This is a genomic window from Nocardiopsis sp. CNZ308, from assembly GCF_004217075.1.
This window is the reverse complement of sequence record NZ_SHKJ01000001.1, coordinates 2,232,901-2,256,564: the sequence shown is the minus strand read 5'-3', so window position 1 is coordinate 2,256,564 and position 23,664 is coordinate 2,232,901. Positions and strand designations below refer to the sequence as shown.

The window sequence follows — 23,664 nt, the reverse complement described above, 5'->3', positions numbered from 1 at the left end:
GTCCCAGGTCCGGCTGCTCCCAGCTGGGCCTGGGCATCTGCTCCCCGCGCACGCGGGGATGGTCCCCCGGGGAGGGTGGGCTGGGTGTAGCCGCCGGGCTGCTCCCCGCGCACGCGGGGATGGTCCCTCGGGGTGAGCTGCAAATACCTCACGCGCCACCTGCTCCCCGCGCACGCGGGGGTGGCCCCAGAATTCGGAATTTTCGGGGGGGGAGGGCCACGCTGTGGTCGGGTTCAGCCATACGCCTGACCGAGCCGCCGTGTTCGTGTACATACGAAGGGTTCCCACCCTCTGAACGCGGCAGGGGAGCTTCGTGGCTCAGTGTTCAATGGGCAAAGGTGAAGGCACCGTAGTGATTGAGTCCGACGGTGACGGTAGCGGCGGCGGATGGACACATCGCCAAATGGTCACGTGTAGCGGCTGCAAGGGAACGGGAGAGACGTGACGGATCTCGACGCGCTTCACTCAGCCCTGGTGGACCGCCTTGACACTCCAGAGCCGGTTCGTGAAGCGTTCGCCGCGCACCCTCGTCACCGTTTCATCCCCGACATGGTCTGGCCCGACGCGACCGGTCTGCCGCTGTACCGGACCGCCGACCCTGATCGGTGGACGCGTCTCGTCTACGGCACTGACGCGGTCACCACCCAAGCTAACGACGGCGGGAGCGGTCCTCGCAACGAACCGAGTTCATCGTCGTCGGCCCCTCAGGTCATGGCGGACATGATGGTCGCGGCCGGAGTCGGCGCGGGAATGCGGGTGCTGGAAATCGGCACCGGCACTGGTTGGAACGCCGCGATCCTGTCCCAGTTGGTTGGAGGGAAGGGGTCGGTCACCAGTATCGAGATCGACCCTGCTGTGGCCGCGCTGGCCCGAGAGCGGCTCACCGGGACCGGCGTCATCGTCCGCACTGCTGCTGGCCCACCCGCCGGGGAGGTCTACGACGCGGTCATCGCCACATGCGCGGCGACCCGGATACCGGAAGGATGGTTTGCCGCCACAGACCAGGGTGCCTCGCTCGTGCTTCCGTGGAGTCCTCACCCGGCCGCGCACAGCACTCCGATCACCGCTCTCATGGTGGACGGGAAGCGTGCGGCGGGAGCATTCGTGCGCGAGGCCGCCTTCATGCGTGACCGCACACAGCGTTCGGGCGATCTGCCCTTCCCCGGTCTCGGACAACCACGCACGCCCCTGGACCCCTTTCCTGTCGGGTCAGTGGAGCTCATCGGTTCGGGGATGATGACTCAACTCATGCTCATGCTGCCTGGGGTGCGCCTGGGGACCGGGTCGCGTCCCTTTCAAGGCGAGCCGGGACGGATCGTGTGGCTGGGCGCCGGTTCGGCGTGGGCATATCTGTGGCCGGACGGCACTGTGACCGGAGGCGGCAACCGCTCTCTGAGCGTTGAGCTGGCGGACGCCTACCGGCGGCTACAGGATGCGGGATTGCCCGCACTAGGCGCTTTCACTCTGGAGGCTGGTCCCGAACGGGTTTCCTACCGGGTGACGTGCGCATCGATCGACCAGTGCTGGGAGCACCCCGTCGCGCTCTGAGGGGGTTTTCTGCTTCGTCTTCAAGGGGCGTGGACGAGGAGGTGGTCCGATGATTGCAGCCCTGTTGAGCAGGATGAGCGTGTCAGCCCTTTCTGTGGAACCATCAGTTGGCTCGGGCTTAGCTTTGTGGGTGGAATGTCTGTTTCTCGGGAAGTTGGAAATTCGGCTGCTTGCCGCTGGTAAGTTCCCAGTTCAGCGAGTCTGCTCCCCGCGCACGCGGGGATGGTCCCGAAACCCACCACTGGCTGTCCTCCAACGAGGGCTGCTCCCCGCGCACGCGGGGATGGTCCCCCGGGTCTGTACATGGACCGGTGGGAGCGGGCCTGCTCCCCGCGCACGCGGGGATGGTCCCTCGGAGGCGGCCGGAAGCTTGATCCGGTACCCCTGCTCCCCGCGCACGCGGGGATGGTCCCCTCTCCTGCGGGGCCTGCGTCGGCCCCCTTGTCTGCTCCCCGCGCACGCGGGGATGGTCCCGACCTCCCACACGTGACCCGCGACCGGCTCGTCTGCTCCCCGCGCACGCGGGGATGGTCCGCTCCGCCAGGTCATGGCGCTCCTCGCCAAGGCCTGCTCCCCGCGCACGCGGGGATGGTCCCCGGCCGGAGGGCTGGGTCAAGCCGTCCTGGGACTGCTCCCCGCGCACGCGGGGATGGTCCCGCTGAGGGCGAGAACGTCGTCGGGACCTTGGACTGCTCCCCGCGCACGCGGGGATGGTCCCTTGGACCGGGCGGGCAACGCCATCCGGCGGATCTGCTCCCCGCGCACGCGGGGATGGTCCTGATCAAGGGTGCTCCGTCTCCTGGGGGTGGATGAGGCTGTCGGGACGGGAGCACTTCGGGCTCATCGTGACCGCCACAAGCCACCAGGTGTGGCCTGATGAGCCCACCCGCCTGGCAACGGACCCGGCGTGACCGTGTCTCGTTCGTACAGGCTCGTCTCCCGGGGTCGGTACCTAGGCACTGTTTTTTGAACGGGTCAGGTCTCGAAGCCAGATCCGGATCGAGGCCACCTGCACGGTCCCGTCGAAGATCACGGCCCGCTTGTCATAGCGGGTCGCGACCGCCCGGTTCTGCTTGAGCAGGTTGATGCACCGCTCGACGGTGTTGCGGTCGCGGTAGGCCGCCCGGTCGAAGGCCGGGGGCCTGCCGCCCGCCGACCCTTTGCGTTTGCGGTGCTCGCGCTGGTCGCGGGGTTGGGCGATGGTCGCTTTGATCCCACGCCGACGCAGGTGGGCCCGGTTGGCGCGGCTGGAGTAGGCCTTGTCGCCCAGGACCCGGTCCGGGCGGGTCCTGGGCCTGCCCACGCTGCGGGGCAACCGCAACGCGGCCATCAACGGCTCGAACATCGGGCTGTCCCCGCGCTGGCCCGGCGTGGTGGCCAGCACCAGGGGCCGCAGGCGGGAGTCGGCGAGCAGGTGGACCTTGGTGGTCAGCCCGCCCCGGGAGCGGCCCAGGGCCTCGGCCCCGTCCGGTTCGTCCCGCGCTATCTCCCCTTTTTCGCCGCTCCGGCGGCGTGCTGGTGGGCCCGCACCGTGGTGGAGTCGATGCCGACGATGAGTTCCTCGCCGCTGTCGGCGTCGATACGCAGCCGGTCGGCGATTCTCTGCCAGGTGCCGTCGATGGACCAGCGGCGGTGGCGGCCCGCGACGGTCTCCCAGGGGCCGTAGCGTTCGGGCAGGTCCCGCCAGGGGATGCCGGTGCGGGCGCGGAACAGGATGCCGTTGATGACCTTGCGGTGGTCGGCCCACTTCTTGCCCTTGTGAGGGTCGGCGGGCATGAGCGGGGCGAGCAGGGCCCACTCGGCATCGGAGAGTTCATGACGACCGGCCATGACACAACCCTGTCAGAGCAGGCCCCACCACACACCCACTTCTACAAAACAGTGCCTAGTCGAAAGGACGCGAACACGAGTACACTCCGTGGCGGGTGCTTAGGTATAAGCACGGGGAAGGCCCTCGACGCACGTCGTCGGGGGCCTTCTTCGTGGGCGGTCTACAGGCTGCTGGAGCGCACAGTCCCCAGGAGCGCCGTCCACTGAATGCAGGAGAACGCCAGGTGTCCCTCAGCAGGGTTCTGGCTGTCGCGAACCGCAGCACCGCTGGGCAGGTCCGCGACCTCCACACAGTTCTCGCCCTGCGCGGAGGAGTAGCTCGACTTGCGGAAGGTCAGGTGGGTGGAGCTGTGGGTGTGGGTAAGCATCGGCGTCCTCTACCGGTACCGGGCGGTTACTTGGTGATGAGTTCCTGCATGAAGCGGCGCGAGTCATCCACGGACAGCGCTTGCGCGTGTACACGGTCATACAGACCCTCATAGTGTTCCAGGACCACTGAATCCTCGGGGAACAAACTGCTCATGGCCTGTTCGAGGTAGAGAGTGCTCGGGTCAGCGGGAAAGTCCATGATGACGAACTGGCCCGTCATCGCGGCATGCGGACCGACGCTGTAGGGCAGCACTTGGATCTGAACCCGTCGCGACGGCAGCTGTGCGTCAAGGAGCTTCTGGATCTGTCCGTCCACGACCTCAGGCGGAATCCGGTGAAAGGCCGCCTCGTCGATGATCGCCCACAGCCTCGGACCCTGCCCGTGCTCCAGCAAGGTCTGCCGCATCATGCGCGCCTCGACCCGGCGTTCGATCTCTCGTTCGTCCGAGGTGCCAGCGCTGATGACGGCGCGCGCATACTCCTCGGTCTGTAGCAGGCCAGGAATGTACAGGCACTCGTAGGTGCGAAGACGGATCGCCTCTGTCTCCAGGTCCACGTAGAGACCTGCGCCCAAGATGTCGCCGTAGTTGGTCCACCAGCCCGTTTGGGATGCCTCCGTCGCGGTGCGCACGTAGGAGGTGCGCTCCTCCTTGGAGGTCACCCCGTAGACGTCGAGGAGCGTGAGGACGTCATCGGTGTGGAGTCTCTTCCAGTCCGCGTTTTCCATCCTGGTGATCTTGGCGGCTGACCACGGCCGGTCTGGACGGAGCGCCTTCGCCTTCTTCGCGGCGGCGTCCACGGTCAGATGGTTCGCCTCGCGCAGCGCGTCGAGCTGCCGCGACAGGCGCTTTCTTCTCAACGTGGGGGAGGCGGGCAACGGCGCAGGACTCCTTGGTCGGGCGGGCTTCTTGGCCTTCGATCCTACGCTCCGTGCACGCGAAGCAGACATTTTTCGCACCACCCACATGTAGCGACGGGTTCACTTAGATCTTATTATTCATGTCAGATGGATATTGCAGATTCAGTGACGATGGGTCACCATGGAGGCACCTAAGTGCCCTTGCCGGACCACCCATCCGGCGCCCGACTGAGGAGGCGCCCTGTGCGCTACCTGATCCAGTTCTTCGTCATGCTGTGGCGGGCGATAGCCCCGCCCGCCCGGGGCCGCCACACGCGGTCCGCGCCGCCTCCCGCTCGAACCCAAGCCCCGCGCCGCCGCCCGCCCGTGCGCCGCCGTTGGGAGTGGCAGGACCCGTCGCCCCCTCCTCCGGAGCCCGTCGAACCCCCTGTGGAACGCGACCTGATCCCGCCCTACTACCGGGCATGGGAACAGGAACGAGCCGACAAGCGACCCGCTCCCGACCGCCTCGCGGGCGACATCCTGCACGTCATCGCCCCGGCCGCACCGCCACCGCGCCCGCCCGGTGACCTCACCGACCTCGCCGCCGTGGTCCGCCAGTGGCACACCGCCCACACCGCCCAGGCCATCCAGGCCGCCCGAACCGTCGAGGGGGTGCGCGTGTGAACCCCCTCACCCTCCGGCCGCTTCATCGCGATTACCGCCGCGATCATCGTCATCGCAGCCGCCGCGCCCGCCCCTTCCTGACCGTGCTCCCCACGGCATGGGTCAGCGTCGCCACGGGCGCCCTTCCGATCGTGCTCACCGCCGCACACCAGGTACTCCGGGAGGCGCAGCGATGATGTCCGCGACCACCGCCGTCACCGTCACGGACCTGACGTGCGACGACGTCCGCCTGTGCCGCGAGGCCAACGGTTCCGGTTCCCTCGCCTCCCTGGCCGTGGCCGCCTGCCACGTCGACCTCTCCCCGGGCTGGAGTACACACGGCCGCGCCGCGCGAATCGCCGCCCTGGAGAAGCTCGCCCGCCTGGCCGCCCAGGCCGCGCACGAACTGCGCGAGGCCGACCAGCGCCAGGAACGTCAGCCATGACCGCCGTACCCGAGCCGCGCCGCGAAGCCAGGACCGTGTTCGAGGTGCGCGAGGTCGAGAGCAGGGAGGCTCTGCACGCCTGGGCGCGCGCCCACGGGGTAAGGGTCCGCTACCTGGGCTCGACCTGGCAGCACGAGGAGGTCTACGGAGCCCAGCAGGGCACACAGGTCCGCGTGTGCCGCACCCCCTGGGAGCACCACCGCCTCCACCCGGTCGTATGGAGGTCACCGCTGGAGAAGCCGCCGGTCATCCCCCGGCAGCGCACTCCCTGAACCGGTCGCGCGCCGGGCGGCCCCGAGCCCCCCGGCGCGCGGCCCTCCACCCTTCACCTCCTGCTTCTCGCCCCGCCTCCACCCCCGACGAAGGACAACCGTGCCCAAGACACCCCACACACCCCGTAAGCCCCACGCATCCCATGCGGACCTGCCCGTTTCCCTGCTCACCGTGGCCGAGGTGGGCGACCTGTTCAGGGTCAACCCCAGGACCGTGAACCGGTGGGTCGCACAGGGGCGCATCCCCGTGGTGCGGACCCCCGGCGGCCACCTGCGCTTCGTCCCGGCCGAGGTCCGCCGACTGCTCCGGGCCGATCAGCGGCCCACCGCCTGAACCCGCGCAAGCGGCCACGCGACGGAGCCGACACCGCGTGCCCGCCCCGGAAAAAAAGATTCTGTACGCCGTACGGAATTATCTCCGAATCCCTTGTGTTCTCCGGATCGTAGGCCGTACTGTACGGCGTACGACAAGCGTGGAGAGGGGAACGCTGTGAACACGACCGGAGGCGCGATCACCGCGCGCGGTCTGGGCAAGCGCTACGGGAAGAGCTGGGCGCTGCGCGGGTTCGACCTGGACGTGCCCGCGGGCAGCGTGTGCGGGCTGCTCGGCCCCAACGGCGCTGGCAAGACCACCGCCGTACGCGTCCTGGCCACGCTGCTGCGCGCGGACGAGGGCACCGCGCGCGTCGCCGGGTACGACGTGGCCTCCCAGGGGGACGCGGTCCGCCGGAGCATCGGACTCGTGGGCCAGAACGCCGCCGTGGACGAGGTGCTCAGCGGACGGCAGAACCTGGAGATGTTCGGCCGCCTCTACCACCTGGGCGCCCGGCGCGCCGCCGCGCGGGCCGACGAGCTGCTGGAACGCTTCCGCCTGGCCGACACCGGACGCAAGCCGGTCAGCGCCTACTCCGGCGGCATGCGCCGACGCCTGGACCTGGCCGCGAGCATGATCCTGTCCCCGCCCGTGCTGTTCCTGGACGAGCCCACCGTCGGACTCGACCCCCGGGGCCGCAACGAGGTGTGGAACGCCGTCCGCGCCTTGGTGGCGGGCGACACCACGGTGCTGCTCACCACCCAGTACCTGGAGGAGGCCGACCAGCTGGCGGACCGGATCTCGGTGGTCGACTCCGGCCGCGTCGTCGCCGAGGGCACGCCGGAGGAACTCAAGTCCCGCCTGGGCGGCGACCGGCTCGACGTGGTGCTCCACGACGCCGCCGCGCTGGACCGGGCCGCCGCCCTCATCGGCCGGGTGGCCGGAGAGCGTCCCGAGGTCGAGGCCGACGCGCGTCGGATCGGTGTCGGCGTCCGCAGCCGGGTCGCGGCCCTCACCGAGGTGGTGAGGGCGCTGGAGGAGGAGGGGATCGAGGTGGAGGACGTCGCGCTGCGCCGCCCGACCCTGGACGAGGTGTTCCTGCACCTGACCGGCGGTCATGAGGACCGTGAAGACCGTGGCGACCGCGATGTCCACGGGGACCGCCGTGGCCGTGAGGGCGCCGGTGAAGTCGGTAACGGCGGTGGCGTCAGTAACAGAGGCGACCGCGACGACGGTGACGGCGACAGCCACGACGTTCGTGGGGAACGCGGTGACAGCGAGGACCACGGCGAGCGCGGAGAGCACGAGGACAGCGACGACCGAGTGGGGGAGAGCCGATGAACGACACCACGATCCGGGCCACGGGGCCCGCCCCCGCCGACCGGCTGCGCTGGGCGCTGGCGGACGGGTGGACCATAGCCCGGCGCGACGTCGTCCACTGGCTGCGCCAGCCCGGTCAGCTCGTCGCGGGACTGCTGTTCCCCGTGGTCATGGTGCTGATGTTCGGGTTCCTGTTCGGCGGGGCGATGACCGTGCCCGGCGGCGGGGACTACCGGGAGTTCCTGATGCCCGGCATGTTCGCCATGGCGATGGTCTTCGGGGTGGGCGAGACGGTCACCGCCGTGTCCCAGGACGCCGCGCGCGGGGTCACCGACCGGTTCCGCTCCATGCCCATGGCGCCCTCGGCCGTCGTGGTGGGCCGGTGCGCGGCGGACATGCTCCGGTCGGCGATCACCCTGGTCCTGCTGGTCCTGTGCGGCCTGCTGGTGGGGTGGCAGTGGAACGGCGGCATCGGTGAGGCCGCCGCCGGGATCGGGCTGCTCCTGCTGCTGCGCTTCTCGCTGGTGTGGGTGGGCGTCTACGTGGGCCTGGCCGTGCGGGGCGAGGGCGCCCTCGGGGCCGTGCACATGCTGGAGTTCCCGCTGGGCTTCCTGTCCAACGCCTTCGTGGCGACGGCGTCCATGCCGGTGTGGCTGGGCGCGTTCGCGGACTGGAACCCGCTGTCGTCCACGGTCGCCGCCACCCGGGAGCTGTTCGGCAACCCGGGGTGGGGCGGGGAGAGCTGGATCGCGCAGAACGCGGTGCTCATGGCGGTGGTCTGGCCGCTGGTGCTCACGGCGGTCTTCTTCCCGCTGTGCGTGCGGCGGTTCCGGGCGCTCGGCCGCTGAGGGCTCAGGCGTCGGGGCGCGGGCCCGGGTCCTCCTCCAACGCGGTGAGGAAGGCCCGGGCCCGTCTGCGTTGGCGTGCGGTGAGCGGCATCGCCACGAACAGCATGAGGGGGAACACCACAAGGCCCACGACGCTGCCCCAGAACCCGGGCCCGGTGGTGCTCATCGTTACCGACCACAGGTTCAGCGCGAGGCCCAGGCCGAAGATGGTGGCCATGGTCTTGGGCCAGTAGGGCTGCCCCAGCACGGTCTCGGCCTGCTGACGGGCGATCTGGTTGACCACGGGGTCGGCACCCGGGGTTCCCTGGCGGACCAGCCGCCCGGCTTCACGCAGCCTGGCCCGGTCAGTTTCCGGCGGAAGGGGCTCTTCGGGCATCGCCCGCACCATGAGCACGGTGAACACGCCCATGCCCGCGCCGAAGAACACACCGAGGGCTACCCCGGCCCCCACGAACCGGAGCGGGTCAGAGATCTGGGTGGTGGACCACAGAGTCACCGCCATGATGGTGCCGAAGGGGATTCCGGCGAGGATTCCGTTGACGACCCCGTAGCCGACCGGGTTGCGTCGGGCGTAGGCCCTGATGCGGACGAACAGGGGAGGGCGCTGCTCGTTCACCGGCTTACCTTTCCGTACGCAGTTTCGTGGAGTGCGCGGAACCCGCGTGCCCTCTCCAACCGTCGGAACTGGAGGGGGGCCAAAAACATGATCGCTCCGAAGAAGACGAAGCTGTTGGCCTGGAGCGCCATCTGGTTCAGGTCGCCTTCCCGGGCTCCCCACGCGAAAGCGGCGGCACTCATCGCGAGCATCAGGACGCCGCAGGCGACGGGGATCAGCCGCAAGGCCGGGGAGGACAGGAGCCCCGCGTTCAAGATGAGGGTGTCCGCCCATGCCCGGGCTGTCTGGTCGGTCCAGGGATCGTTGCTGAGTACACCGCCGTCCACCAGCGCCCTCGCGGTCCGTGCCTGTTCGGATGTGGTCCACGGAGGAAGCCGCCTCGGCGGCACCGGTATGCGGCTGAACAGGAGGGGGAGCACCAGGGAGAGAGGAAGGACGAACAGGGCCACGGTCGCGGCCGCAGTCGACAGGACCGCCGCGAACTCCCCCCACCCCCGGAACACTCCGGAGACGTCCTCTGAGACGTCGAAGAGGATCATCGCTCCGCCGTTGAGGGTCTGGGACCCCAAGAACACGCCGAAGAGGACCGCCAAGGCCGTCACCTGGCGGTCGTACGACCGGGCGTAGCCCTCCCCGCCGTTCGGGACACGGACGTTCGGGGGCTGGTGCACGCATCCTCCACGGGCCCGGGGCAGGGGGAAGCGCGGTCGGGCCGGTGCCGCGTCTGTCCGAATCCTAGACGAGACAGGGCATTCCGGGCGCGGCGTGGCCGCCTTCGGCCGGGCACGCGTTTCCATGTACGGTCCACCGTCACCGGCTGCCGCGCTGGGCTCCGCCTTCCGGTCCCGGCGGCCGGAGGCCCGGTCACCCTCAGTCCTCCGAGAGCCACTCCGAACCCTCCGGCCACTCCGGTTCCTTCGTCCCCTCCACCCCTCGCGGTCCCTCCAGCGGCAGCCGCACCGTGAACGTCGTCCCCTCACCGACGGTGCTCTCCACCGACACCGACCCTCCGTGCAGCTCCACCAGGTTGCGCACGATGGCCAACCCCAGCCCGCTCCCTCCCGTACGCCGGTTGCGCGACTTGTCCGCCCGCCAGAACCGGTCGAACACGTGCGGCAGGTCCTGCGCCGGGATGCCCACACCGGTGTCGGCCACCTCGACGACCGCCTCCCCGCCCGAACGGCGCGCCCCGACGGTGACCGTTCCGGGCGCCGGGGTGTGCCGCAGGGCGTTCCCCAGCAGGTTCCCGACCACCTGCACCAGCCGGGTCCGGTCGGCGACGACCACCACGCCCCCGGCCTCGTCCCCGGCCTCCGCCACCAGCCGCAGCCCGGCCCCGGCGGCCCTCAACCGCTGGCTGTCCACCACCTGCTCCACGAGCGCCCCGGCGTCCACCGGCTCCGGGGACAGCCGCAGCCTGCCCGCGTCCGCCAGCGCCAGGTCCTGGAGGTCGTCGACGATGTCCTGGAGCAGCAGCGTCTCGCCGACCAGCATCCCCATCCGCTCCCGGTCCAGGTCGGCGACCCCGTCCTGGGCCGCCTCCAGCCAGCCGCGCAGGTTGCTCAGCGGCGTCCGCAGTTCGTGCGAGACGTCGCTGACCATCGCCCGGCGCTGCTTCTCCAACCGCTCCAGGTGCTCGGCCATCTCGTTGAACGCGTCCGCCAGCTGGCCCAGCTCGCCGGAGTCGCGCACCTCCACCCGAGAGTCCCCCCGCCCCTCGCGCATCCGCCGCACCGCGTCGGTGAGCGCGCGCACCGGGCGGACGAGCCGCGTGGACACCGCCACGCTCACCACCACCGTCAGCACCAGTACCAGCAGCACCACGCCGAACACCCGAACCAGGCCCTCGCCGGTCAGCGGCACGACGCCCGACGCCTCCGCCTCGGGGTCGTCGGTGAACAGCAGCGCCGCCGGGGCCACGTAGGGGTCCAGCTGCTCGCGCCGGGCGGAGTCCAGACACGCGGAGGTGCGCGCGTCGAAGCGCGGCGGCTCGGGAGGCACCCCGGACCCCCAGCCGCCCGTCTCCTCGGGAACCGTTCCCGGGGGCTGCTCCTCCGCGGGCTGCGGGGACCACGGCGACTGCTCCGCCGGTGCCGGTTCGTCCCGGGCGGGAGGCGCGCCCGAGCCCCCGACCGGGTTCCGGACCTCCTCGGAGGGTTCCACGGGCACGGGGTTCGCGCCGCCGCCGGGATCGTCCGGCGCATCCCCGGGGGCGACCGTCTCCTCCCCGGGAGCCGAGGGCTCGCGCGGGGCGCGGGCCTCGTCCGCGAGGGCCGTGGGGTCCGCCGCGAAACCCCCGGGCTCCGTCTCGGGTCCGACGGAGAACGCCACGGGAACCCCGAGGGCCCCGTCCATCCGGTACTCCGCCTCCGCGTCCTCGGCGGCCTCCACGCCCAGGCAGGTCCTGACCAGGCCGTTCAGCTCGTCCAGCGCCTCCCGCTCGCCGTCGGTCGGCTCCTCCAGCGCCTCCAGCCCGCAGTCCAGCCACGCGTACCGGTTCGCCTGGGCCACGGTGACGGCGGGGCGTCCGCTGGGCCCGGTCTCCACCTCCACCGCGAACCCGTGCAGGTCGCGCAGGCAGGAGGCCGTGTTCTCCGCGACCTCGGCCACCCGGATCCGCTCCGTCTCCGACAGCGCGAACGGCCCCACGGCGCGGGGGTCGATGCGCCCGGTGACGTCGGAGGCGAGGGTGACGTCCACCGCCAGCGGATCGACCACCGAGGTCGTCCTCGGCGGAAGCGGCCGGGCCTCCTGTGCCGAGTCCGCGACCAACCCGCGGTTCTCGGTGGTCAGGACGATCCGCCGCCCCGTCTCCTCGGACAGGCGCCCCACCGTTTCGCCCACGCCGTCCCAGCCGGGGTGGGCGGCGGCGTAGGCGACGAGCGTGTCGTGGATGCGGGTGTCCACGGCCAGGGTCTCCCCCTGCTGCACGGTGAGCGACTCCGACGTCCTCTGCACCGCCAGCCACGCCGTCGCGAAGATCGAGCAGACCGCCACCAGCACCGAACTCGCCAGCAGGCGCGCCAGCAGGCTGTGCCGCAGTGCGCCCCTACGCCGACCGGCCATCGGTCTTCCCCACGAGCTTGTAGCCCACGCCGTACACGGTGACCAGCCGTACCGGCCTGCGCGGATCCGGCTCCAGCTTCCGGCGCAGGTTCTTCACGTGCACGTCGATGGTGCGCTCGGTGATGAACCGGCTCATGCCGTGGATGTGCTCCAGCAGCTGGGCGCGCGTCAGGACCCGGCCCGGCTGGGCGGCGAGCGCGGCGAGCAGCTGGAACTCGGCGGGCGTGCACGTGACCGGGGTCCCGTCCACCCGCACCGCGTGGCGCGACGGGTCCACCGCGACCGGTCCCGCGCGCAGCACCCGGTCCGCGTCGTCGGGGTCCCTGCGCGAGCGGCGCAGCAGCGTGCGCACCCGCGCCATCAGCTCACGCGGGCTGTAGGGCTTGGTGACGTAGTCGTCCGCGCCCAGGTCGAGCCCGGTGAGCAGGTCCTCCTCGGTGGAGCGGGCGGTGAGCATCAGCACCGCCACGTCGGACTCCGCCCGCAGGGCCCGGCACGCGTCGAGCCCGCTCATGACCGGCATCATCACGTCGAGGACGACCAGGTCGGGGCGGTCCCTGTGGTGCGCCGCGACCGCCGCGCGCCCGTCGTGCACGACGCGGACGAAGTGCCCCTCGTGCTCCAGGTAGCGCCGGATCAGGTCGGCCTGGTTGACGTCGTCCTCGGCGACCAGCACATGCGCGCACACGGTGACCTCCGATCGGCTTCCGGCCCGGTCGGGCCTCGGTGCGGCTCGATCGTACGCGTGCGCGCGAGGGCGCCGGAGCGGGCCGGTGGAGCCGCCGCAGGTCACCACACAGGTCCCACACGACGGGCACACGGGTTCTTCACATTCGTCGGCCAGTGTTCGTTGTCGTCCGGAGCGCGAGCACGCCGGACGCCTCCCCGAACGAAGCCGGACGGAAATCCCATGCGCCCAACGATGCCCGTAAGACCCACCCGGGCTCTGACGTCCCTCGCGGCCACCGTTGCCCTGGCAGCGCTCACGGCCTGCTCGTCCGCCACGGCCGACGAACCGGCGTCGGAGGAGGCGCCCGTCGACGCCTCCGGCAACGGCGTCGAGGGCGTGGAGATCGCGACGGTCGTCGGCGACGGGATCGACGTCCACGCCGAGCCCGGCGGCGAGGAGGTGCTGCACACCCTCGCGAGTCCGAACGACTTCGGGGTGGAGCGTGCGTTCCTCGTCGAGCGCAACGAGGGCGAGTGGCTCCAGGTCCTGCTGCCGGTTCGACCGAACGGCAGCACGGGCTGGGTGAGGAGCGACGACGTGTGGCTGACCTCCACGGAGTACCGCGTGGAGGTCGACACCGGCGACTTCGCGTTCACGGTCTTCGACGGCGATGAGGAGGTGCGCACCGGAGTGATCGGCACGGGGGAGGGCGAGACCCCCACACCCGAGGGCCGCTACTACTTCACCGAGCTGCTCCAGCCGCCGGACCCGGAGGGGCCCTACGGGGTCTACGCCTTCGGCCTGAGCGGGTTCTCCGAGACGTTGGAGACGTTCGCGGGCGGGCCCGGCCAGCTCGCCGTGCACGGCACCAACGACGAGGACGCGCTGGGCCGCCAGGTCAGCCACGGGTGCGTCCGGGTCTCCAACGAGGACATCACCTGGATGGCCGAGAACCTGCCGATCGGCACCCCGGTCGAGATCTCCGCGTGAACTGACCGGCCCCGGACCGCCGCGCGGGACGGTATCCCGCGCACACGAACCCACACACGAGGACTGCCATGCGTCTGAAGAACTACCTGATCGTCGCCGGTTTCGCGACCGCCGCCCTGTTCGGCGGCTCTCCCGCCTGGGCCGACGACGCGATCGCCCCCTCCGCGGCCCCGGCTCCGGCCGAGTGCGTGGTGGACCCCTCCTCGGAGTCCGCGCCGCCCGCCGAGGAGTCCGGTGCGTGGGCGCCTGGCGAGGGGGTTCCGGGCGGGGAGTCCGGCGCGGGAGCCGAGCCGTGCGATGACCCGGCCCAGCCGGGGGAGGAGTCCACGCCGCCCGCTGAGGAGCCCGCCCCGGCCGAGGAGGACGAGGTGGCCGAGCAGGAGCAGCGGGACCGCGAGCGGGAGATCGAGGAGGCCGCGGCCCCCGTCCCCATGCCCGCGGACCCGAACTACACCGGCTGACCAGCTGATCCACGAGCGGTGTCACCCCGTGGCGCGCACGGGGTGACACCGCGGGGGCGGGGCCCGCCGCACACGCGGCGGGCCCCCTCCGTGTGCCCCGGCCCTGTGCCTCCTGCGCGTGCACGGGTTGCGTGCCCGGTCGCGGTCGTCCCCGCGCGGGGACTCCGACCGGCCGACGAACCGGCGTCGGAGGAGGCACCCGTCGACGCCGCGGGCAACGGCGTCGAGGGCGTGGAGATCGCGACGGTCGTCGGCGACGGGATCGACGTCCACGCCGAGCCCGGCGGCGGGGAGATGTTGCACACCCTCGCGAGTCCGAACGACTTCGGGGTGGAACGCACGTTCCTGGTCGAGCGCGACGAGGTGTCGCTGGTCACCACGGCGTACCGCGTGGAGGTCGGCACCGGCGACTTCGCGTTCACCGTCTTCGACGGGGACGAGGAGGTGCGTACCGGAGTGATCGGCACAGGGAAGGGCGAAACCCCCATCCCCGAGGGCCATTACTATTTCCCCGAGCTGCTCCAGCCGCCGGATCCGGAGGGGCCCTACGGGGTCTACGCCTTCGGTCTGAGCGGGTTCTCCGAGACGTTGGAGACGCTCGCGGGCGGGCCCGGCCAGCGGCACCAACGACGAGGACGCGCTGGGCCGCGAGGTCAGCCACGGGTGCGTCCGGGTCTCCGACGAGGACATCGCCTGGATGGCCGAGAACCCGCCGATGGGCGCCCCGGTCGAGATCTCCGCGTGAGCCGACCGTCTCCGGACCGCCGCGCGGGACGGTATCCCGTGCACACGGATCACACACGAGGACTGCCATGCGTCTGAAGCACCACCTGATCGTCGCCGGTTTCGCGGCCGCCGCCCTGTTCGGCGGCTCTCCCGCCTGGGCCGACGACGCGGTCTACCCCACCGCGACCCCCGACTACCCCACCGCGGTTCCCGAGTATCCCTTCGAGACCCCCGACTCGGCTGAGTGCCCGGTGGACCCCTCCGAGACTCCCGGCTACCCCACTGAGATCCCCGGGTACCCCACCGAGGTTCCCGACTACCCCACTGAGGACCCCGGCTACCCGACCGAGGTCCCCGGGTACCCCACCGAGGTTCCCGACTACCCGACCGAGGTTCCCGACTACCCCACTGAGGTCCCCGGCTACCCGACCGAGGTTCCCGACTACCCCACTGAGGTCCCCGGCTACCCGACCGAGGTTCCCGACTACCCCACTGAGGTCCCCGGCTACCCGACCGGGGTCCCCGGCTACCCCTCCGAGGACCCCGAGTACCCGACCGAGGTCCCCGACTACCCCACCGCGATTCCCGACTCTGCTGAGTGCCCGGCGGACTCCTCCGAGGTTCCCGACTACCCCACCGCGACCCCCGACCCGGCCCGGCCGGAGGAGGAGTCCGCGCCCGCGTACCCGACCTACATCGGCTGACCAGCTGATCCACGACCGGTGTCACCCCGTGGCGCGCACGGGGTGACACCGCGGGGGCGGGGCCCGCCGCACACGCGGCGGGCCCTCTCCGTGCGCACGGTCGTGTGCCCGGCCGCGGTCGTCCCCGTGCGGGGACTCCGACCGGCCGCTGTCGGAGGCCGCCGTTTCCGCCGGTTCCGCTGGTTCGCCACCCCCCCGGAGGACCGGCGGCCCGGTTCAGGAGGAGCCGGAGCCCTGACCGGCACCGCCCGCCGACGCGGGGAGTTCGACCGACTGCCGGTGCCGGAACACGTTGAGCGGGTCCCACCGCTCCTTCACCCGCTGGAGCCGGGGGTAGGAGTCCTTGTAGTAGAGCTTCGACCAGCGGTCCCGCGAGGTGTTCCAGGCCGGGTCGCCGAGGTCGACGTCCGGGTAGTTGACGTAGCACCCGTCGGTGGCGTCGCCGACCACGGGGACCCCGCCGGTGGAGGCGAACGTCTTGCGGTAGGTGTCGCGGATCCACGCGATGTGCCGGGCCACGTCGGACTCCGGCTCGGTGCGCTTCCAGTAGACCTGGTACTGCACCTTGAGCACGGAGTCGCGCTGGGGCACGGCGGTGTCCACCGGCGGCTGGTTGACGGCCCCGCCGTAGGAGTCGACCTGGATCAGGGCCTCCTTGTTGACGTAGTCCGTGTAGTGCTCCTTGCCCAGGTAGGCCCACATGGCCTCGATCTGCGCCGGGCTGAAGGGTTTGCGCAGGTAGGCCGACTTGTACTTGCCGCACTGGTTCTCGCCGGAGCCGTTGAGTACCTGGGTGGCCGTCAGCCAGGGCAGCTTCCGGGGGGTCTGCATGCCCTGGACCGCGGGGTGCTCCCCCATGGGGGTCGTCATCTGTCCGGACTCCGGTGCGATCCGGCCGTCGACGGCGTCCAGGAACTCCTCCATGGCCCGCCCGCCCTCGGGGTCGTCGGCGTCGACCTGGGCGACGAGGCCGATCTCCCCGTTGCTGACGTGGTTGAGCTTGAGCAGCGCGAAGAGCCTGCCGGACGCCTCGTCCGGGTCCTGGTGGTCGCGGAAGTACTCGCCGTACGCCGTGACCAGGGCGGCGAAGTCGTCCTTGCTGAAGTCGGACCACTTCCACGAGAGGCCGCTGAGCAGCACGTTCGACGGGGGTTCGGGCAGGTCGCGGAACCAGAACCGGGTGACGATCCCGAAGTTCCCGCCGCCGCCCCCGGTGTGCGCCCACAGCAGCTCGCGGCGGTCGGGATCGGGGTCGTCCCGCGTGGCCACGACCAGCTCGACCGAGCGGTCGGGCCGCACCACCGCCACCTCCACCGCGTACAGGTAGTCCACGGTGAGCCCGTACTGGCGGGAGAGCAGACCGTAGCCGCCCCCGGTGATGTGCCCGCCCATGCCGACCGAGTAGCAGGACCCGCCCGGCAGGGCCTTCCCGCTGAGCGGATACAGGTGGCTGTAGGCGTGCCAGTTGGTGGCGCCCGCCTCCACGCAGTACGCCTCCAGTTCGGGGTCGTAGCCGATCCCGCACATGGGGCTGACGTCCAGGATCACGCGGACGTCGTCGCCGCAGACGAAGTCCTCGTAGCAGTGGCCGCCCGAGCGCACGGTGATCCGTGTGCGGTCCAGGTCCGCGGTCGTCTGGTTGACCGCCTCGGACAGGGCACGGGCGGCGCCCTCGGGCGTGGCCACCAGCCGCACGTAGTCGGGACGGGCGATCCAACGCTGGTTGAACCCCCGGTCGAGGGCTGGGTAGCGCTTGTCGGAGGGCTTGACGGTGGTCAACGGAGGAATACCGTGGCTGTGGGACATGTGAGCCGCCTGAGCTGCGAGGACAACGAGACGCCATGGGGTTACCCGGCGTGATCGGACGCGAAAAGCGACCGATGCGCCCTGCGTGGTTACGGACGGTGATGGCGGCCCGTAAGGGGTAGGGGTCGGTCGCCGAAAAGGCTTTTCGTGCACACGCGCCCTCCGAACAGGGGCGGAGCCGGAGGAAGCCCCCCTGCGGCATCCGAGTCCCCGGAACCCTTGAGCCCTCCTGGAACTCCTCCGTCCTCCTGTCGCCCTCTGGCCTCCTGTCGCCCTCCGGACTTCTGGGAGCCCTCCGGCTCCTGGCGTCCCTGCGGTTCTTTGGAGTTCCTCTGGCCTCCTGGCACCGCTTCAGCTCCTCTGGAACCCCACGGGCGACCGGGAACGGGCCCCGCCGGGTCCGCCCGCGGCTCGCCGGTCCGCGTCCGGGCCGGACGCGGGCGGCTGGCCTACTCTGACGCCATGACTGATCTGCCGCAGCGCTGCGACGCCGTGGTCGTGGGTGCGGGCATGGCCGGACTGGTCGCCGCCGCCGACCTCGCCGCCGCCGGGCTCGACGTGACCGTCGTGGAGGCCGGGGAGTCCGTGGGCGGACGCGTCCGCAGCGACGTGCGGGACGGCTACGTGCTCGACCGGGGCTTCCAGATCCTCAACACCGCCTACCCGGCCGTGCGCCGCCGCCTGGACCTGGACGCCCTGCGCCTGCGGTCCTTCCCCAAGGGGATGGCCGTGCGCACCGACCGGGGGCTGCTGCGGCTGCACCCGTCGCCCTCCGGGGCGCTGTCGTCGCTGTCCCTGCTGTCCGGCTCGCTCGTGCGCCCCTCCGACCTCCTCCGCCTGCTGCGCGCCGTGGCCGCGGACGCCCTGGAACCGGCCGACCGGATCAAGGCCCGGCCCGAGACCGACACCCTCACCGCGCTGCGCCGCCTCGGCCTGGGCAAACGGGCCGTGAACACCCTCGTGCGCCCCTTCCTGACCGGCGTCTTCCTCGACGAGTCCCTGAGCACGTCCAGCAGGGTCAACGACCTGGTCTGGCGCAGCTTCGCGCGGGGGCGGCTGGCCGTCCCGGAGACGGGGATGCAGGCCGTCTCCGACCAGCTCGCGGCGCGCGCCGCGAACGCGCGGTTCCTGCTGGGTACGCCCGCGCACGAGGTGGCGCCGGGGCTGGTGCGCACCGAGGAGGGCACCGTCCACGCCCGCGCCGTCGTGGTCGCGGTCGGTCCGGGAGCGGTGCCCAAGCTCCTGCCCTCGCTGCCCGCGCCGGTGCTCAACCCCGCCACCACCTACTACCACTCCCGTCCCGCCGGACCCGACGACGATCCGCTCCTGCACGTGGACGGGCGCTCCCGGCGCAGCGGGACCAGGCTGAGCAGCGTCATGGTGCTGACGGCCACCGCCCCGTCCTACGCCCCGCCCGGCCGGGCGCTGATCGCCTCCTCCACGGTGGGACCCCACCAGCCCCCGGAGGCGGAGGTGCGGGCGGAGGCCGCCGGGATCCTGGGCACACGAGACGGGGACTGGGAACACCTGGAGACGGTGCACGTGCCCGACGCCCTGCCCGCCGCGCCGCCGCCCCTGGGCGACCTGCGCCGTCCGGTCCGCCTGGAGGAGGGGCTCTACGTCGCGGGCGACCACCGCGACACGCCCTCGCTCCAGGGCGCGCTGGTCAGCGGGGGGCGGGCCGCCGCCGCGGTCCTGGCCGATTTCGCCGGGCGGTGAGCCCGGCGGCGGAGCGGCGCACGGGTCGTTGGGGAACGCCCCGGCCGTGACGGGCACGCGGAACGGATCCGCGCCCTTCAGGTGGCCAGGATCTGCGGTGAGACCGTCTTGAGCATCGCGTCGGCCCAGCTCATCTGCCGCAGCGACCGCGGGTGGCACCGCTTGGTGAGCGCCAGCAGCTCGGCGTCCGCGGTCACCTGCGCGCCCTGCCCGAGCAGGTCCCAGTCCAGGGACACGCCCGCCGCCATGCGGTACAGCCGGCGCAGGTCCGCCAGGAGCATCAGGTCCGGATCGGAGTCGTCCCCCGGCAGCTCGCCCGCCTCCTCGGTGGGCGGATCCGGGTTCTCCGGTTCCGGCTCCCCGAGGTCCAGGCCGTAGCGGGTGGCGGCCTCGGCGATCTCGCGCACGTGGTCGCGCGACCAGCGGACCAGGTCCCGGGCCACGTGGTGGATCTCCTGCTCCTTCTCGTGCCGGTCGGCGATCCTGAGCAGCTCTCCGGCCAGGGCGCTCTCGGCGTCGTGCAGTTCGCGCAGGGCCACGGTGATCCTCATCGCCCACCTCCGGTGACGTGTTCCCCGGAGGCGGCGTCGGGGCCGCCCACGGTCTCGGGCACCCCGTCGCCGACCGGTCGGGAGGCGGTCGTCGTCGGCGCGGGCGCCGGTGTGCCGTCCCCGGGGCCGAGGGGACGCAGCCGGGCCGCCGAGGTCTTGAACAGGGGCTGTTTGGACACCGGGTCCCAGTCGGTGACGGTCGTCTCGTTGGCCGCACGGTCCCGGTCGGGGGAGTCGCCGTCGGCGTGCCTGTCCCAGTAGCCGTAGTGGAACGGGACGAACAGCACCCCGGGGCGGATGCCGCTGATCCGCGCCCGCGCCCGGACCACCCCGCGCGGCGAGGTCACCTCGACGGGGTCGCCCTCGCAGATCCCGGCCTCCCGGGCGTCGGAGGGCGAGACCTCCACCCAGACCTCGGGGGCCGCCCGTCGCAGCTGCGGTGAGCGCCCGGTCTTGGTGCGCGTGTGGAAGTGGTAGAGCGTGCGGCCGGTGATGAGCGCGAAGGGGTACTCCACGCTCGGCTCCTCGTGCGGCGGCAGGTACTCGGCGGCCTTGATGATCGCCCGGCCCTCGGGGTTCATCGCCTTGTACTCGGCCGGCTCCAGCGGCGCCCCGGTGACCAGGTCGCGGCCGTAGCTCTCGCACTGGTCGGGCGCCGCCCAGAACCGGCCGTCGGCGTACAGGCGCTCGGTGCCGTCCGGGTTCTGGTCGTTGCAGGGCCACTGCACGCCGCTGCCGCCGCGCAGCCTGCCGTAGGTGAGGCCGGTGTAGTCGCACGGCCGTCCGGCGGTGGCCTCCTTCCACGCCTCGAAGGCCGACTCGGGGTCGTGCCACCGGGGGAACGGTGCGCCGTCGTTGTCGCGGAAGTCCATCCGCCGGGCGTAGTCCAGGAAGATGTCCAGGTCCGGCCGGGCCTCGCCGGGCGGATCGACGGCCTTGTCGGACAGGTGGACGGTGCGGTCGGTGTTGGTGAACGTGCCCGTCTTCTCGCCCCAGGTCGCGGCGGGCAGCACCACGTCGGCGAGTTCGGCCGTCTCGGTCAGGAAGATGTCCTGCACCACCAGGAACAGCCCCTCCCGGGCGAGCAGCGAGCGGATCCGCGCCAGCTCGGGCAGCGACACCGCCGGGTTGGTGGCGCTGACCCACAGGAACCTGATCGACCCCTTCTCGGCGTACCGCATGATCTGCATCGCGTGCGTGGGCGGCGCGTAGTGCGGGATCCGCATGGGATCGAGGTTCCACACCGCGGCGAGGTCGCTGATGTGCTCGTCGTTGCTCCAGTTGCGAAAGCCCGTGAGGTCGCCGTCGGCGCCGCACTCGCGCGTGTTCTCCGCCGTGGGCTGCCCGTTCATCTGGAGGACGCCCGCGCCCGGCCTGCCGAGCATGCCGCGGATCAGGTGGATGTTGTTGACCTGCACGGACGCGGCGGTCGCCTGGTGCGACTGGTAGAAGCCCTGGAGCACGGTCGACAACAGCCGCTCGGCGCCGCCCAGGAGCGAGGCGGCCTCGCGGATCCGCTCCGCGGGGACCCCGCAGATCTCGGCCGCGCGCTCGGGCGGGTACCCCTCCACCTCCGCGACCAGGGAGTCGTAGCCGACCGTGTGGGCCCCGACGTAGTCGTGGTCGACCATGTCCCGCCGGATGATCTCGTGCAGGATGCCGTTCATCAGCGCGACGTTGGTCCCCGGCAGCGGGGCCAGGTGCAGCGTCGCCTCCCGCGCCACCGGGGTCGGGCGGGGGTCGACGCACAGGATCCGGGGCGGGTTGGGTCCGGCCAGCCGGTCGAGCACGCGCGTCCACAGCACCGTCTGGGTCTCGGCCATGTTGTGGCCGTACAGGGCGATGACGTCGGCGTGGTCGATGTCGGTGTAGGAGCCGGGCTGCCCGTCGCAGCCGAACGACTCCTTGAGCGCGGCGGCGGCGGTGGCCGTGCACAGCCGGGTGTTGCCGTCCATGTGGTTGGTGCCGATGGCGCCGTGCCCGATGGCGGCGAGCGTGTAGTACTCCTCCAGGAAGAGCTGTCCGCTGGTGTAGAAGCCGATCGCGCTGGGGCCCTGCTCGTCGAGCAGCTCCCTGCTGCGCCGCACGACCAGGTCCATCGCGGTGTCCCAGTCGGTCTCGACCAGCTCGCCGTCCCGGCGCACCAGGGGCCGGGTGAGCCGGTCGGGTGAGTGGTTGGCCTGCCACCCGTAGAGGTCCTTGGGGCCCAGGCGCCCGTGGTTGACCCGGTCGCCCCCGCGGCCCCGCACCCCCACGATCCGGTCGTCCTTGACCGCGATGTCGAGCGCGTCGCCGTTGGAGTGCAGGATCGACGCGGACCGCACCCAGCGGTCCACCTGGTCGGGGTCCACCCCCTCGGCCAGGTGGCTGTCCACTCTGGTCGGCCATTGCTGGCCGGGCCCGTACGGGGTGCGCGACCCCCATGGTTCGGCGATCCTGTCCCTGGACGGCACCGACACCACCCCTTCCCGTGCGGCCGAAACGCGTGAACGCCGCTACCCGGGGGGCAAACGCGTAAACGGCACGGGATCCGGCGCCGCCCCGGCGGGGTCGGGCCGATCGCACCCGGCCCCGGCTCAGGGCAGGTGCACCATCCCGGCGATCCGGCCGGCCGCCTCCCGCACGGCGGCGCCGAAGGGGGCGGGGTCGTCCAGCTCCAGGAGCGAGACGCCGACGCTGGCCACCGGATCGGAACTCCTCCCGACCACCGCCGCCGACACCCCGGTCACCGCGTTGGTCACCTCGGCGTGGGAGACGGCGTAGCCCCGCTCACGGGCCAGGGCGACCTCCTCGCGCTCCCCGGGCCGGGGCGGCATGGCCGCGAGCAGCGCCAGCCCGGCCGACCCCTTGTCGATGGGATCGACCCGCCCGGTCCGGAAGGCGATGTGGGCCGTGGCCCGGCGCGGTTCCACCACCATCAGGGCGCGCGCCTCGCTCTCACCCTCGGGGACGACCAGGTGCGCGGTGGCCCCCTGCGACTCGGCCAGCTCGGCCAGGACCGGACCGGCGACCTGGCGCAGGTCCGCCTCCACCGACTCGGCCAGCGCGACCAGCCCCGGCCCCAGGGTGATGCGCTTGAAGGGACCGCGTTTGCACAGCCGGTGCTCCTCCAGCGTGCGCACCAGCCGGTGGGCGACCGTGCGGTGCACGCCCACCCCCTCGGCGATCTCGGTGAGCGACAGTCCGTGCGGACTGCGGCTGAGCAGCTCCAACACCTGGATCCCGTTGTGCAGGGTCTTGGACGTGCGGGTGTTGGGCCTGTCGGCCGGTGTCTCGGGCATCTGGCTCCTCTCGCACCGCGAAGATACACCTCCCGCCTCTTGACGCAGGTGACGTGTGACACATACGTTAAGCCTTAATTGCACACCTAGTGCGATTATCGCACACATGGGGGGAAGGTCATGGACGGTTCGCTGGTCACCGGCATCCACCAGCTCTACGCGCGCCAGTCCCACCTGATCGACGGCGGCCACGCCGACGCCTGGGCCCGGACCTTCACCCCCGACGGCGAGTTCCACTCGCCGACCTATCCCGCGCCGGTCGTGGGGCGCGACCGCCTGCGGGCCTTCGCCGAGGACTTCGCGCACGCGGCCCGGGAGGCGGGCGAGGTGCGCCGCCACGTGGTCACCAACCTCTTCGTGGAGTCCGCGGACACCACACAAGCGCAGGTCAGCGCCTATCTTCAGGTCATAGGCACCCGTGTGACGGGCGACACCGCAATCCTGAGGTTCACCACCGTCAGCGACCGGCTGGTCCGCGACGGGCAGGACTGGCGCATCGCGCGCCGGGACGTCCGGCGCGACGACACCGCCTGAACCCCGGCCGAGCCCGAGCGGACCCGGTCGCGCCACGACCGGCTCCACCGCACCCGGACCCACCAGACCCGTCCCCGCCAGACCGGGACCC

Annotated in this window: 23 protein-coding genes, 1 pseudogene and 2 CRISPR repeat arrays (1 of these 26 only partly in view); of the genes and pseudogenes, 13 read left to right on the top strand and 11 right to left on the bottom strand. The window is 71.7% G+C overall.

What is annotated here, in order from left to right:
* Window positions 1-188: direct repeats of the CRISPR family, unit length 29 nt; unit sequence CTGCTCCCCGCGCACGCGGGGATGGTCCC (it extends 208 nt beyond the left edge of the window).
* Between the two features lie 253 nt (window positions 189-441).
* Entirely contained in the window at window positions 442-1,548 is a 1,107-nt protein-coding gene (locus tag EV372_RS09750) for a methyltransferase domain-containing protein (RefSeq protein WP_130395754.1), read from the top strand.
* A gap of 201 nt (window positions 1,549-1,749) precedes the next feature.
* A CRISPR array of direct repeats spans window positions 1,750-2,327; the repeat unit is 29 nt; unit sequence CTGCTCCCCGCGCACGCGGGGATGGTCCC.
* A 173-nt stretch (window positions 2,328-2,500) separates the two neighbouring features.
* Here EV372_RS09750 and EV372_RS09745 read toward each other — a convergent pair.
* From EV372_RS09745 to EV372_RS09735, 3 genes and pseudogenes are all read right to left on the bottom strand, one after another.
* Window positions 2,501-3,378, bottom strand: a pseudogene (locus EV372_RS09745) (IS5 family transposase).
* 161 nt (window positions 3,379-3,539) lie between these two features.
* On the bottom strand, window positions 3,540-3,746 hold the full coding sequence (locus EV372_RS09740) for a DUF397 domain-containing protein (RefSeq protein WP_130395752.1): 207 nt from the start codon (window positions 3,744-3,746) through the stop codon (window positions 3,540-3,542).
* Window positions 3,747-3,772: 26 nt separating this feature from the next.
* Window positions 3,773-4,624, bottom strand: coding sequence for a DUF5753 domain-containing protein (locus EV372_RS09735; RefSeq protein ID WP_130395751.1), 852 nt, complete (start codon window positions 4,622-4,624; stop codon window positions 3,773-3,775).
* Between the two features lie 225 nt (window positions 4,625-4,849).
* Here EV372_RS09735 and EV372_RS29395 point away from each other — a divergent pair, with 225 nt between their 5' ends.
* From EV372_RS29395 to EV372_RS09700, 6 genes are all read left to right on the top strand, one after another.
* Entirely contained in the window at window positions 4,850-5,272 is a 423-nt protein-coding gene (locus EV372_RS29395; RefSeq protein WP_253795574.1) for a hypothetical protein, read from the top strand.
* Between the two features lie 175 nt (window positions 5,273-5,447).
* Entirely contained in the window at window positions 5,448-5,696 is a 249-nt protein-coding gene (locus EV372_RS09720) for a hypothetical protein (protein WP_253795572.1), read from the top strand.
* Window positions 5,693-5,968: a hypothetical protein gene (locus EV372_RS09715; protein ID WP_130395748.1), complete on the top strand. Its 276-nt coding sequence runs from the start codon at window positions 5,693-5,695 to the stop codon at window positions 5,966-5,968. Before EV372_RS09720 ends, EV372_RS09715 begins: the two co-directional genes overlap by 4 nt.
* Window positions 5,969-6,068: 100 nt before the next feature.
* Window positions 6,069-6,302 (top strand): BldC family transcriptional regulator, encoded by a 234-nt coding sequence (locus EV372_RS09710; protein ID WP_486484122.1) that lies wholly within the window; start codon window positions 6,069-6,071, stop codon window positions 6,300-6,302.
* A gap of 156 nt (window positions 6,303-6,458) precedes the next feature.
* Entirely contained in the window at window positions 6,459-7,622 is a 1,164-nt protein-coding gene (locus EV372_RS09705) for an ATP-binding cassette domain-containing protein (RefSeq protein WP_130395747.1), read from the top strand.
* A complete protein-coding gene (locus tag EV372_RS09700; protein WP_130395746.1) occupies window positions 7,619-8,449 on the top strand; it encodes an ABC transporter permease in 831 nt (276 codons plus the stop codon). The genes EV372_RS09705 and EV372_RS09700 overlap by 4 nt, the downstream gene beginning before the upstream one ends.
* 4 nt (window positions 8,450-8,453) lie before the next feature.
* Here the strand turns inward: EV372_RS09700 and EV372_RS09695 are convergent, their stop codons facing one another.
* The 4 genes from EV372_RS09695 to EV372_RS09680 form a co-directional block, all read right to left on the bottom strand.
* Window positions 8,454-9,065 carry a sensor domain-containing protein gene (locus EV372_RS09695; RefSeq protein ID WP_130395745.1) on the bottom strand — a complete coding sequence of 204 codons (612 nt, stop codon included), beginning with the start codon at window positions 9,063-9,065 and terminating at the stop codon, window positions 8,454-8,456.
* Window positions 9,062-9,736, bottom strand: coding sequence for a hypothetical protein (locus EV372_RS09690; RefSeq protein ID WP_130395744.1), 675 nt, complete (start codon window positions 9,734-9,736; stop codon window positions 9,062-9,064). Before EV372_RS09690 ends, EV372_RS09695 begins: the two co-directional genes overlap by 4 nt.
* Window positions 9,737-9,935: 199 nt before the next feature.
* Entirely contained in the window at window positions 9,936-12,131 is a 2,196-nt protein-coding gene (locus EV372_RS09685) for an ATP-binding protein (protein WP_130395743.1), read from the bottom strand.
* Window positions 12,115-12,819: a response regulator transcription factor gene (locus tag EV372_RS09680; RefSeq protein ID WP_130395742.1), complete on the bottom strand. Its 705-nt coding sequence runs from the start codon at window positions 12,817-12,819 to the stop codon at window positions 12,115-12,117. Before EV372_RS09680 ends, EV372_RS09685 begins: the two co-directional genes overlap by 17 nt.
* 234 nt (window positions 12,820-13,053) lie before the next feature.
* Here EV372_RS09680 and EV372_RS09675 point away from each other — a divergent pair, with 234 nt between their 5' ends.
* From EV372_RS09675 to EV372_RS09660, 4 genes are all read left to right on the top strand, one after another.
* Window positions 13,054-13,791: a L,D-transpeptidase gene (locus EV372_RS09675; RefSeq protein ID WP_130395741.1), complete on the top strand. Its 738-nt coding sequence runs from the start codon at window positions 13,054-13,056 to the stop codon at window positions 13,789-13,791.
* 68 nt (window positions 13,792-13,859) lie between these two features.
* Entirely contained in the window at window positions 13,860-14,252 is a 393-nt protein-coding gene (locus tag EV372_RS09670; RefSeq protein ID WP_130395740.1) for a hypothetical protein, read from the top strand.
* Window positions 14,253-14,483: 231 nt separating this feature from the next.
* Window positions 14,484-15,074: a L,D-transpeptidase family protein gene (locus tag EV372_RS09665; protein ID WP_486484121.1), complete on the top strand. Its 591-nt coding sequence runs from the start codon at window positions 14,484-14,486 to the stop codon at window positions 15,072-15,074.
* Window positions 15,065-15,682 (top strand): adhesin family cell surface protein, encoded by a 618-nt coding sequence (locus EV372_RS09660; protein ID WP_130395739.1) that lies wholly within the window; start codon window positions 15,065-15,067, stop codon window positions 15,680-15,682. Before EV372_RS09665 ends, EV372_RS09660 begins: the two co-directional genes overlap by 10 nt.
* A 216-nt stretch (window positions 15,683-15,898) precedes the next feature.
* Here the strand turns inward: EV372_RS09660 and EV372_RS09655 are convergent, their stop codons facing one another.
* Complete coding sequence (locus tag EV372_RS09655; protein WP_130395738.1) at window positions 15,899-17,488, bottom strand: FAD-binding oxidoreductase; 1,590 nt, start codon at window positions 17,486-17,488, stop codon at window positions 15,899-15,901.
* Window positions 17,489-17,950: 462 nt separating this feature from the next.
* Here EV372_RS09655 and EV372_RS09650 point away from each other — a divergent pair, with 462 nt between their 5' ends.
* Window positions 17,951-19,207, top strand: a complete 1,257-nt coding sequence (locus EV372_RS09650; RefSeq protein ID WP_130395737.1) for an FAD-dependent oxidoreductase — start codon at window positions 17,951-17,953, stop codon at window positions 19,205-19,207.
* Between the two features lie 77 nt (window positions 19,208-19,284).
* Here EV372_RS09650 and EV372_RS09645 read toward each other — a convergent pair whose 3' ends face one another.
* The 3 genes from EV372_RS09645 to EV372_RS09635 form a co-directional block, all read right to left on the bottom strand.
* Entirely contained in the window at window positions 19,285-19,758 is a 474-nt protein-coding gene (locus EV372_RS09645; RefSeq protein ID WP_130395736.1) for a hypothetical protein, read from the bottom strand.
* Window positions 19,755-22,133: a nitrate reductase gene (locus EV372_RS09640; RefSeq protein WP_197044498.1), complete on the bottom strand. Its 2,379-nt coding sequence runs from the start codon at window positions 22,131-22,133 to the stop codon at window positions 19,755-19,757. The genes EV372_RS09645 and EV372_RS09640 overlap by 4 nt, the downstream gene beginning before the upstream one ends.
* A gap of 201 nt (window positions 22,134-22,334) precedes the next feature.
* A complete protein-coding gene (locus EV372_RS09635) occupies window positions 22,335-23,039 on the bottom strand; it encodes an IclR family transcriptional regulator (RefSeq protein WP_130395734.1) in 705 nt (234 codons plus the stop codon).
* Between the two features lie 120 nt (window positions 23,040-23,159).
* On the opposite strand from EV372_RS09635, the gene EV372_RS09630 reads away from it, so the two are divergent.
* A complete protein-coding gene (locus EV372_RS09630) occupies window positions 23,160-23,573 on the top strand; it encodes a nuclear transport factor 2 family protein (RefSeq protein WP_013155653.1) in 414 nt (137 codons plus the stop codon).
* The last annotated feature ends 91 nt before the right edge of the window (window positions 23,574-23,664 follow it).